Annotated in this window: 10 protein-coding genes and 1 pseudogene; 1 reads left to right on the plus strand and 10 read right to left on the minus strand. The window is 66.9% G+C overall.

The genetic code is table 11. The features are described 5' to 3' along the window. Positions 1-17: 17 nt before the first annotated feature. From AC1DEM_RS12670 to AC1DEM_RS12710, 9 genes are all read right to left on the minus strand, one after another. Positions 18-911 (minus strand): shikimate dehydrogenase, encoded by an 894-nt coding sequence (locus tag AC1DEM_RS12670; protein WP_476884700.1) that lies wholly within the window; start codon positions 909-911, stop codon positions 18-20. After that, complete coding sequence (gene mltG, locus AC1DEM_RS12675) at positions 908-2728, minus strand: endolytic transglycosylase MltG (protein WP_476884701.1); 1821 nt, start codon at positions 2726-2728, stop codon at positions 908-910. The genes AC1DEM_RS12670 and mltG overlap by 4 nt, the downstream gene beginning before the upstream one ends. Further along, positions 2725-3309, minus strand: coding sequence for a Holliday junction resolvase RuvX (gene ruvX, locus AC1DEM_RS12680; protein WP_476884702.1), 585 nt, complete (start codon positions 3307-3309; stop codon positions 2725-2727). Before ruvX ends, mltG begins: the two co-directional genes overlap by 4 nt. 10 nt (positions 3310-3319) lie before the next feature. Further along, positions 3320-5998, minus strand: coding sequence for an alanine--tRNA ligase (gene alaS, locus AC1DEM_RS12685; RefSeq protein WP_476884703.1), 2679 nt, complete (start codon positions 5996-5998; stop codon positions 3320-3322). 172 nt (positions 5999-6170) lie between these two features. Next, positions 6171-6437 carry a DUF6167 family protein gene (locus AC1DEM_RS12690; protein WP_476884704.1) on the minus strand — a complete coding sequence of 89 codons (267 nt, stop codon included), beginning with the start codon at positions 6435-6437 and terminating at the stop codon, positions 6171-6173. Between the two features lie 20 nt (positions 6438-6457). Beyond that, entirely contained in the window at positions 6458-6832 is a 375-nt protein-coding gene (locus AC1DEM_RS12695) for a DUF948 domain-containing protein (RefSeq protein ID WP_476884705.1), read from the minus strand. Between the two features lie 179 nt (positions 6833-7011). Continuing rightward, entirely contained in the window at positions 7012-7638 is a 627-nt protein-coding gene (gene rpsD, locus AC1DEM_RS12700; protein WP_018773157.1) for a 30S ribosomal protein S4, read from the minus strand. 200 nt (positions 7639-7838) lie between these two features. After that, the gene (locus AC1DEM_RS12705; protein WP_476884706.1) at positions 7839-8237 is read right to left on the minus strand and encodes a cupin domain-containing protein; all 399 of its coding nucleotides are present in this window, start codon (positions 8235-8237) and stop codon (positions 7839-7841) included. A gap of 236 nt (positions 8238-8473) precedes the next feature. Continuing rightward, positions 8474-9958, minus strand: coding sequence for a replication-associated recombination protein A (locus AC1DEM_RS12710; protein WP_476884707.1), 1485 nt, complete (start codon positions 9956-9958; stop codon positions 8474-8476). Positions 9959-10030: 72 nt separating this feature from the next. Here AC1DEM_RS12710 and AC1DEM_RS12715 point away from each other — a divergent pair, with 72 nt between their 5' ends. Beyond that, positions 10031-10678, plus strand: a complete 648-nt coding sequence (locus AC1DEM_RS12715) for an acVLRF1 family peptidyl-tRNA hydrolase (RefSeq protein WP_476884708.1) — start codon at positions 10031-10033, stop codon at positions 10676-10678. 147 nt (positions 10679-10825) lie between these two features. On the opposite strand, the pseudogene AC1DEM_RS12720 reads toward AC1DEM_RS12715, so the two are convergent. Beyond that, a pseudogene (locus tag AC1DEM_RS12720) lies at positions 10826-11305 on the minus strand (HNH endonuclease signature motif containing protein); the annotation flags it as partial.

Below are 11305 nucleotides of genomic sequence, written 5' to 3' on the forward strand. Positions count from 1 at the left end.
CCTGCCATGTCGGGCGGTTAGAACACCCGTCGGGGTGCCCCCACTGCGTCACACATCACATCTATGACTCCGGCCGGGAGACCCTCGCCCAGTCCGGTGAAATGCCGCACCTGCTCCACGGCCTGGTAGATAAGCATTTCAAGTCCCGGGACCACCGTGCCGCCGGCTTCCTGCCAGACCGCCGCGATCCGGCTGGGCCACGGATCATAGGCGACGTCCAGGAGCACCCCCGGGGCGCCTGTCGGTTTCGCGGCCAGCGCGTCTGCCAGTTCCGCGGAAAGTGCGTCCGCCGCGCGGGGCGGCAGCGTGGAGATGACGACGTCGGCCGCGGCGACCGCGGCGGCCGCACCGGCAAGAGGAAGCACCTGGACGGGGACTCCCAAGGCGGCGGACGCCGCGCGGGCCTCGCCGGCGCGGCTGGGATCGCGCACGAATACGTCGGCGGACGGTGCCCCCAGTTCCTTGAGCGCCGCGATGGCTGCGGCGGCCGTTCCGCCGCCACCAAGTATTACGGCGGTGGGTGCCGGGGCGGCGCCCGCGTGCCGGAGTGCGTTGACGATCCCGGCGACATCGGTGTTGTAAGCGACCAACTGGGTTTGGTCGGCACTGTCGGCGTCGGGTTCGAACGCCACGGTGTTGACCACGCCGAGTGCGCGCCCGACGCCCCGGACTTCGTCCACTTCCGCCACCATGGCCGATTTGAGCGGCATGGTGACCGAGAGGCCGCGCCAGGAACCGTCAGCGCGCGCCTCGTCCCTGACCTGCCGCATGAAATCCGGCAATGCGGACTCCGTCACGTCAATGGCGGAGTAGGAGATGCCCAGGCCCAGATAGGCGTAGGCGGCACGGTGCAGCGCCGGCGACTTCGAATGGCTGATGGGATGCCCAAGGACGGCCGCCCGCAGCGTCATACGCAGCGTCCCGGGTTGGCGGCGCACCAGGCGTTGTACTGCTCCACGTAACCGTTGTGTTCGGCCAACGTCTTGGAGAACTTGGTCTCCTTGGTGTCCAGATTGATGGTGACCCAGTAGAGGTAGCTGTTGGACTTGGGCTTGGCGGCGGCGTCGATGGCCGTCTTGCCGGGAGAGCCGATGGGCCCGGCAGGCAGTCCCTGGTTGGCGTAGGTGTTGTACGGATTCGACTTGTCAGCCTTCTGGGCCTCGTCGATGTGGAAGCTGCGGATGCCCAGGCCATAGGTGACCGTGGCATCGGACTGGATCAGCCCGTTCGTCTCGGTGTTGTTCGGCTTGAGGCGGTTGTAGATGGCGCCGGCAACATCACCGTATTCAGCCTGGCCGCCTTCGGCCTGCACGATGCTCGCTACCGTCACGACGTCGTACTGTTTCGCGGAATCGGTGACGCCCTGGGCCTTGAGTTCATCCAAGGTGTTGCCGACGAGCTTCTGCAGAATGTCCTTGGCAGAGGAGCCCAACGGGAAGCGGTACTCCCCCGGCGCCAGGTAGCCTTCGAGGTTCTTGGCTTTCTTCGGGACGCCAAACTGCGCGGGCGCATCGCTGAGCGCCTTCAAATCGGCCACCGGAATCCCGGTGCCCTCCGAAATCGCCTGCAGGGATTCGCTGATCCGCAACCCGGCGCTGAGCGCAAAGTACATGACCTTGCCCTGGCCCTCGTTGAGCAGGACAGAGACGGCATCGGAGTTCTTCATTTCCTGGCGCATCGAGAAAGTGCCGGGGTTCAGGGCACCGCCGGAAGCGGTGAACTCCTTCAAGAAAGTGTCCGCGTTCGCCACCACCTTCTGCGATTCCAGCTCGGTGGCCACGGACCTCGGCCCGGCACCGGGAGCGACCGTGATGGTCACGTTGCCGGTCCCGGGGCCGGGGTAATCGGCCATTTTGTCCCCGCCCAGAAGGGGCTTGAGGAACTGCGCGCCGACAACGACTGCGACGACGAAAACTGTCAAGGACAGCACCAGGGCCAGGAAGCGGCGCCGGCGGCGGACCTTCTTGGACGAAACCTTGTTGTAGCGGACCGCTCCGGCCATCAGCTCGTGGCCGGACTCGCCGTGGTACTCGGCCTCCGGATGGGCCGGGGCATCGTGATCGACGGAATCGTCGTAAACATCGTGGGCCTCATCATGTTGTCCCACATCGTGTTGTCCCATCTCATGGGGCGGCAGCGCGTAACCGTCATGAGGTCCGGTGCCGGGGGCAGCCCCGCCATGGCGGGCTTCGTAGCCCTGCTGGCCGGCCGTTGCGTAGACGGCGTCCTCGTGGCCGGCGACGTTATAGCCGGGGTCGTCGTGGCTGGGCTCTTCACGGACGGGGATCATCTGGGTGAAGTCTTCGCGAACGGGCTTCACGTCAACCGGAACGTCCTGAACCGGCTCTTCGTGCACAGGTTCGGGGCGCACGGGCTCGTCCTGAACCGGCTCTTCGTGCACGGGTTCTGGGTGGACTGGTTCGTCGTGGACTGGTTCTGGGTGGACTGGTTCGTCGTGCGCGGCTTCTGTGTGCACGGGCTCTTCGTGTACGGCGTCTTCGTGCACGGTCGGTGCCGCGTCGGGCAGTTCCGGGGCGGCCTGCGGCAGTTCGCGCTCCGGCGCCGGCGTGGGAACGTCTTGTCCCGTCTCAAAAGCCTGCGGCGGGATCACGCTGTGTCCCTGCGTCGCCAGAAGCTTTTCCCGGGCCCGGATCTCTTTACGCGTCAGCGGTCGGCCGGCACCACTAAGGGCGTCACCGGAGGAGTCATCACTGTTGACCGGGCTCACTGTAGCCTTCCATTGTCTGAAGAGTGCGTCTGTACTGCCGGGCCGGTCTGTGCGCCGCCTCCGGTCGGCCCCGGCGCAGACTCCGCGTACACGCGGTTTCCGACCTCCGTTCCCCTGGCCTTTTGCATATCAATCGCTTGTTGCAGAATACCTGCCGCCGCAACCTGATCAACAACTGTACGGTGATTTCTGCTGCTCATGCCAGCTTCATGCAGGTTGCGGTGGGCGGTCACGGTGCTGAGCCGCTCGTCAACAAGCCGCACAGGTACGTCGGATCCGGCGCCCTGCAGGGCCCGGGCAAGCAGCTGTGCATACTCTGTGGCCATCCTGGCCGAGGCGTGCTCTTCGCCCTTCATGGTGCGCGGCAGTCCCACGAAAATCTCCACGGCGTCCAGCTCAGCGGCCAGGGCGGCCAGGATGCGCACGTCGGTGTTCTTTTTCACGTTCCGCTGCAGCGTGCGCAGCGGGGTCGCGAGAATTCCGTCGCGGTCGCAGACGGCCACGCCCACGCGGACGGTGCCGACGTCCACCCCGAGCTTCACACCCCGGGGATAGACGCCGGCCACAGCAGCTTCAGACACGTAGGATCCGCTATCGCCGGGTAATGGCGTCCACGACGGCGCTGAGGGCAGCGCCGACCTTGGCGGCGTCCGTGCCGCCGCCCTGGGCGACGTCGTCCTTGCCGCCACCGCCGCCGCCGAGGATGCCCGCGGCGAGGCGCACCAGGGCACCGGCCTTGACTCCGGCCGCCCGGGCGGCTTCGTTGGTGGCGATCAGGATGACGGGACGGTCGTTGCTGACGCCGGCCACCGCGACTGCGGCGGGCTCGGAACCGAGACGCGTCCGCAGGTCCAGGGCCAGGCCGCGAAGGTCGTCCGCGCCGCTGACCTGGCCGGCGTCGTGTGCGATGACCTTGACGCCGGCGGCGTCCTTGGCGGTGCCAACCAGCTGGCCAGCGGCGGCCGTGAGCTGCTCCCTGCGCAGCCGCTCGAGTTCCTTTTCGGCCGTCTTGAGCTTGGTCAGCGTGCTGGAAATCCGGTCCGCGAGCAGCCCGGAGGGAACCTTCAGCATCTCCGTGAGCTCAGTGACCAGGGCCCGTTCGGCGGCCAGGTGCCGGAAGGCGTCCATGCCCACGAAGGCTTCGACACGGCGGTTTCCCGAGCCGACGGACTGCTCTCCGAGCAGGGACAGGCTGCCGATCAGGGAGGTGTTCTCGACGTGGGTGCCGCCGCAGAGTTCGCGGGACCAGGCGCCGTCGATTTCCACGACCCGGACCTCGTTGCCGTAGTTCTCGCCGAACAGCGCCATGGCGCCGAGAGCCTTGGCCTCGGCGAGGCCCATGATCTTGGTTTCCACCCGGAAGTTGTTGCGGATGGCGATGTTGGAGACTTCCTCGATCTCGGACCGGGTGGCGGCGCTCAGGCCCTCGCCCCAGGCGAAGTCGAAGCGCAGGTAGCCGGCCTTGTTGAAGGAGCCGCGCTGCAGGGCCTCCGGGCCCAGGATCTGGTGCAGGGCCGCGTGCACGATGTGGGTGCCCGTGTGGGCCTGCTCGGCGGCGTGGCGGCGTTCCCGATCCACGGCGGCCTGAACCAGCGAGTCGGACCCGATTTCGCCTTCGCGGACAATCGCCTTGTGCACGCTGAGGCCCTTGACGGGGCGCTGAACGTCCAGGACCTCGACCACGAAGCCGTCACCGGTGATCAGCCCGGTGTCGGCCGCCTGGCCGCCGGCCTCGGCGTAGAACGGCGTCTCGGCCAGGACGAGTTCGATTTCGTCGCCCGTGGAGGCCTGGGCGACCTTCCGGCCGCCGGCCAGGATCCCGCGGACCTTGGACTCGCCCTGGAGCTCGGTGTAGCCGGTGAAGACGGTCTCGCCCGCGGACAGCAGTTCCTGGAACGCGCTGAGATCGGCGTGCGAGCCCTTCTTGCCCTTGGCATCGGCCTGGGCGCGCTGGCGCTGTTCGAGCATGAGCTTGCGGAACTCGGGCTCGTCGACTTTCAGCCCGGCTTCCTCGGCCATTTCCAGGGTGAGGTCGATCGGGAAGCCGTAGGTGTCATGCAGGGCAAAGGCGTCGGCGCCGGAGAGCGGCTGGTTGGCGGCCTTGGACTCCTTGACGGCGTCCTCGAGCCGGGCGGTGCCCGACGCGATGGTGCGCAGGAAGGCCTTCTCCTCGGCGTAGGCAATCCGGCTGATGCGCTCGAAGTCAGTTTCCACGATCGGGTAGACGCCCTTCATGGCGTCCCGCGAGGCCGGCAGCAGCTCGGGCAGGCAGGCCTTTTCGACGCCGAGCAGGCGCATGGAACGCACGGCGCGGCGGATTAGGCGGCGCAGCACATAGCCCCGGCCCTCGTTGGAGGGGGTGACGCCGTCGGCGATCAGCATGAGGGCGGAGCGGATGTGGTCGGCAACCACGCGCATGCGGACGTCGTCGGTGTGGTGCGGGTCCTCGGCGGACTCAGCGGAGGTGTACTCCCGGCCGGAGAGCGCCGCGGCGCGGTCGATCACGGGACGGACCTGGTCGGTTTCATACATGTTCTCGACGTCCTGGAGAATCATCGCGAGGCGCTCCATGCCGAGGCCCGTGTCGATGTTCTTCATGGGCAGCTCGCCGGTGATGTCGAAATCCACCTTGGAGCGGACGTTGTCGATCTGGTACTGCATGAACACGAGGTTCCAGATCTCGACGTAGCGGTTTTCGTCGGCGATGGGGCCGCCCTCGACGCCGTAGGACGGGCCGCGGTCGTAGTAGATCTCCGAGCAGGGACCGGCCGGGCCCGGCTGGCCGGTGGACCAGTAGTTGTCGGACTTGCCCATCCGCTGGATCCGTTCGGCCGGCATGCCGGTGTTCTTCAGCCACAGCTGCTCGGCCTCGTCGTCCTCTTCGTAGACGGTCACCCACAGCAGCTCCGGCGGCAGTCCGTACCCGCCGTCGTCCACGCTGCTGGTGAGGAGCTCCCACGCAAACTTGATGGCGTCTTCCTTGAAGTAGTCGCCAAAGGAGAAGTTGCCGCACATCTGGAAGAAGGTGCCGTGGCGTGCGGTCTTGCCCACTTCCTCGATGTCACCAGTCCGGATGCACTTCTGCACGCTGGTGGCCCGCTTGAAGGGGGCCTCCTCACGGGCCGTCAGGTACGGGATGAACGGGACCATGCCGGCCACGGTGAACAGCAGGGAGGGGTCGCTGGAGACCAGGGAGGCGGAGGGCACAGCGGTGTGCCCCTTGCTGACAAAAAAGTCGATCCAGCGCTTGGTGATCTCCTGCGACTTCATGAGCTGATTTCTTACCCTTCAATATTCACTGCGTTATGTGGCCCGCGTCTTTGCTGCGCGGGTCAAGCTGAGATGGCGCTGATCCGGGCCCCGTCAATCCGGGACTCCTTTGGGAGGTGCCGACGTGCCGGCACGCCCTTAACGGGCACCGTACTTACTAATTCTCTCCCGGCTAGCGCCGGACCGCATCCCGGCGGGCAACGGCGCCGCCTGCAGCGATATCCGAGGCCGTGTCGATGCCGAGGGCGGAGCGGAGTTCGGCTTCCCGCTCTCCCATGCCTTCGCGGACGGCGTCGGCGAAGTCGTATAGGCCGTCCGCCAGCCGTCCCACGGCACGGTTGAGCCCCTGGGGACCAAGGGCGGACTGGGCCTCGGTGACCTTGCGGAAGGCAATGACGCCGATCGCGACGCCGATTCCCATCCAGATAATTCTGTTCATGTCAGGTTCTCCTGGAGGGCTTAGCGGCTGCGCCGGCCGGTGGCGGGCTTCTTGGGGGTGGAGAAGGCGGAGCGCACGCCGTAGCTGAACGCGGCCACCTTGATCAGCGGTGAGCCGACAGTGGCGGCCATGAGCGAGGACAGCGCCGAGATGTTGGCGGAGGCATCCGAGACGTTGGAGGAGATACCGTCGACCTTCTTCAGCTGCTCATTGGTGGTGGTCACCGTGGCGGTGACTTCGTCCATGAGCGGGGTGGCGCCGTCGCTGATGGACCGGATGGATGTCCGCACTTCGTCGAACACTCCCCCCAGTTTCAGGATCGGCACGGCGAGCAGCAGGACCAGCAGTGCGAACACCCCTGCCGCGATCAGGCCAGCAATATCGCCACCAGACATAGACACTCATCTCCTTGAACTGCAGTGGATAGCTGCTCGTTGCGTCGGGTTCGACGGATTTTGCCGGCAGTTTAAACCGGCGGTCGGAACCGGCTCCCGGGGAACTCCCCCAAGTACCTTACATACAAAGAAGCCCGCGGCGCTTGCCACGGGCTTCTTTGTAGGTGTTGCCTTTGAAACTAGCGTGCGTAGAATTCCACGACGAGCTGCTCTTCGCAGGTCACGGGGATCTCGGAACGCTTGGGGCGGCGCACCAGGCGGGCCTGCAGGGCGTCAAGCTTGACGTCCAGGTAGGCCGGAACGATCGGCAGGACGTCGCGGTGAGCGCCGGCTGCTGCAACCTGGAACGGAGGCATGGTCTCGCTGCGGCTGTGGACGTGAACCAGCTGGCCCTCGCCGACGCGGAAAGACGGGCGGTCAACGCGAATGCCGTCAACGAGGATGTGGCGGTGCACAACCAGCTGGCGGGCCTGGGCGATGGTGCGGGCGAAGCCGGCACGCAGCACGAGGGCGTCGAGACGCATTTCGAGCAGTTCGATCAGGTTTTCACCGGTCAGACCCTTGGTGCGACGTGCTTCTTCGAAGGCACGGGTCATCTGGGCTTCGCGGATGCCGTACTGGGCGCGCAGACGCTGCTTTTCGCGCAGACGTACGGCGTAGTCGGAGTCCTGCTTCTTGCGGGCACGGCCATGCTCACCGGGGCCGTACGGGCGGCGCTCCATGTATTTGGCGGCCTTGGGGGTCAGAGCGATGCCGAGTGCACGCGAAAGGCGTGCGGTACGGCGAGCACGAGTGTTGTTAGCCACTTGTGTCCTTCCAATATCTGCGGTGTGTCAGTGTTACTGGCCTCCACGATGGAGAGCATCGGCCAACCGCTGCCTTTTGCTACTGGGCACAGGGCAACCCTCATCAAATGCGAAGTTTCGATGGATTGTGCGTCCGTGCCTTGCCAGACAACGAATCAGCCTACCATGAATGGGCCCATGGCCCGAAGCCAGTACCGAAGTCAGATCCGGGCGTGCACTCCCCGTGCACCGCTGCGCCCGAAGGACGCGGCACCCAGGAATTCCACGGCCACGAACGGTTTCGGTCCCACTACCCATTCGTCGTGGCCCGGCGGAATCGCATAGGTGTCGTTGGCGTGGATCGTGGAGCGCAGCCCTTCGGCCGTTTCGACTTCCATTTCTCCGGATATGCAGAAACCGAGATGGTGGTGCAGGCACACGTCGGTCTGCTCGTAGGGCCTGGTGTTCTCCGACCACCGCCAGCCTGGGCCCAGGATCAGTCGGGTCACCGAGTAGTCGTTCACTGTGCAGAGGTCGAATTCGGCCTTGTCCGGACACCGCTTCTTATCGGGCACATCGAAGGACTTCACTGCCATGGCTGTAACGAAATTGATACTCATGGGACACTACCTGGGGACGGGGCGGGGACGCATGCGCTGGATGATCTGGGATGGGGCGAAGCCGACTGCCGGTCCGGAGAGCGAGTGCCGGCGATGTGACCGCGCTGTCCCCTGCGCCGCACGGACGGCCAGCAGGTCAATGCTGACGTAATTCCACGTTAGACCTCTTGGCCCCTATGTCAACGACGGATTCCGCGCTGCGTGCCGCTGCGGACCAGCCGCTGGTCAGGGGCTGGTCATTTGCCGCGGATGATCTTCCGAAGCCGTTCGAGGCGGGTGGCGATGTCGCGTTCGGCTCCGTTGACTGTGGGCTCGTAGTAGTTGCGCCCGACGAGGTCGTCCGGCGGGTACTGCTGGGTGGCCACGGCATGCGGGGCGTCGTGGGCGTATTTGTAGCCCTTGCCATGACCCAACTGTTTTGATCCCGGGTAGTGGGCATCGCGCAGGTGGGCCGGAATGCCGTTTCCGAGCCCGGCACGGACGTCCGCGATTGCCTGGTTGATCCCCATGTAGGCGGCGTTGGACTTTGGCGCGGTGGCCAGGTGCACCACGGCCTCAGCGAGGATGATGCGGCCTTCCGGCATGCCGATCAGCTGCACGGCCTGGGCCGCCGCGACGGCGGTCTGCAGTGCCGTCGGGTCTGCCATGCCGACGTCCTCGGCCGCGGAGATTACGATCCGGCGGGCCACGAACCGGGCGTCCTCACCGGCCTCCAGCATCCGGGCGAGATAGTGCAGGGCGGCGTCGACGTCGGAGCCCCGGATCGACTTGATGAACGCGCTGGCGACGTCGTAATGCTGGTCCCCGGCCCGGTCGTAGCGGACGGAGGCGACATCCAGAGCCCGCTCCGTGTGCCGCAATTGGATCGTGACAGGCTCCGCCGTTCCCGCGCCGGCGGCTGTGTCGGTATCCACTGCGTCGATGTCGTCCGCGTCTCCGAAGGCGACGCCAGCCGCGGCTTCAAGGGCCGTCAGGGCCCGGCGGGCGTCACCGCCGGAGAGCCGGACCAGGTGCGCCATCGCGTCGGCGCTGAGCTCGGCCTTGCCGTTCAGTCCGCGGACATCCGAAACGGCCCGCTGCAACAGGCCCTCGACGTCGGCATCGGTGAGAGGTTTCAGGGTCAGCAGCAGCGAGCGGGACAGCAGCGGGGAAACGACGGAGAACGACGGGTTTTCGGTGGTGGCCGCCACCAGCACCACCCAGCGGTTCTCGACGCCGGGAAGCAGCGCGTCCTGCTGGGCCTTGTTGAAGCGGTGGATCTCGTCGAGGAAGAGGACTGTGGTGGTCTTAAAGAGGTCGCGTGCGGTCAGCGCCTCATCCATCACGCGACGGACGTCCTTGACGCCGGCGGTGATGGCGGAGAGCTCGACGAATTTCCGGCCCGGGCCCTTGGCAATGACGTGGGCAAGGGTGGTCTTGCCGGTGCCGGGTGGGCCCCAGAGAATCACCGAGCTCGGCCCGGCGGGGCCGGTCGCGTCGGAGCCTGCAGCCAGCTGGCGCAGCGGGGAGCCCTGGCCCAGCAGGTGCTGCTGGCCCACCACGTCATCGAGGGTGCGCGGCCGCATCCGGACGGCGAGCGGGCTCCGCGGCGAGGCTGACCCGGCGCCTGACCGGATCTGACCCCGGGCGTGGCCGGAGTCCTCGGCGCCGCCGTTGCCGTCTGCGCCGGGGTCGTCGCTTCCGTCGGCGTCGTCCCGCCCTGCGCCAAATAGATCATCCACATAGATAGGCTACTTCTAGTTCCTGCCCGCCCTGCCATCATCACTTCTCACCCCTGCAACGGAGAGCCTGCCATGTCCAGCCCCGAGACCCGAGTGGCCTTCGTCTCCGGCGACCGGCTGCCGGGCTGGGTGGACCGTTTCGCCGCGAGCCACGGCGACCTGGTGGTGGAGGAGCTCGACGCTGGCCTGCAGTTGCGCGCCGCGGATGGCGCCATGGCCGTGCTCCGGGCGCCCTGGCCCGTGGACGGCCGGCCCGGGAGCGGCCACGACGCCCTCTCCCGGCTGGCCTCCCTGGCCGGGCAGCCCCGGAGCGTCGGTGCCGTGCTGGTCCGGCGCGGCGGATATTCGGTGGCTGTGGTCAGCGCGGGCGCCGTGCTGGCGTCCAAGACCGGCACGCGCCACGTCCAGTCCCGGACGGCTGCCGGCGGGTGGTCCCAGCAGCGCTTCGCCCGGCGGCGAGCCAACCAGGCGGACGCTCTTGTGGAAGCTGTCGCCGAGCACGCTGGAAGGATCTTCGCAGAGCACCCGGTCGAATATTTGGCGCCGGGCGGCGACCGGACGCTGGCGGATCTGGTGCTCGCCGAGCCGGTGCTAAAACGCATCGCCGGCCTGACCCGGCTCGCGTTTCTGGACGTCCCGGATCCACGTGCCGCGGTCCTTAAGAAAGCCGCCGCGGAGCTGTGCTCGGTGCGGATCCTGGTGACCGATCCGCCGGTGTAGGGCGCCAAACACAACGGCGACAACGCTACCTGTTACGGGCGGTACAGCAGCCAGCTTACGGGCGGTGCAGCAGCCAGCCGCAAGAATCTGCTTAGGTATCTCAGGCTGCTTGGGATATCCGCGCTGGAACGGCCCGCTACCAGCCGATCAGGCAGATTGGAACTGGAAGCTTTCCGGGTAGGGGTCGTCGAGGGGTTCTGGCCAGCCGGGATCGTCCGTGTCCGCGGCGGGCAGTGGGTGCGCGGCTGTGAATTGGTGCCAGTCCGGGAAGGGGTCCGGGGGCAGTTCCGGTTCGGGATCCGGGCCGGAATCCTGATAGGTTTCCGGGCCCGTCTCCGAGTCGGGGTGCCCGGTGTGCGCCGGCAGCGGTTGAGGTCCGGGATCCGCGGGCAGGCCGTGGTCCGGTCCTTCGCCCGTAACCGGGAGGTGGTCGGGCCATTCGGGTGGTTCCCAGTCTTGGTGTTCGCTGGGGTAATGGCGTCCGGACGGTGAGGTCCAGCCCGGCGGGTGGTCCTTGCTGGCCCCGGCCGGTGTCCAGGCGGAGCCGTGTTTGAGGCGGTGGTGTTTGGGGCAGGGCTGGCCGAGGTTGGAGATGCCGGTGGTGCCGCCGTCGGCCCAGGCCAGCAG

It is taken from the genome of Arthrobacter sp. 05T420 (assembly GCF_056396305.1).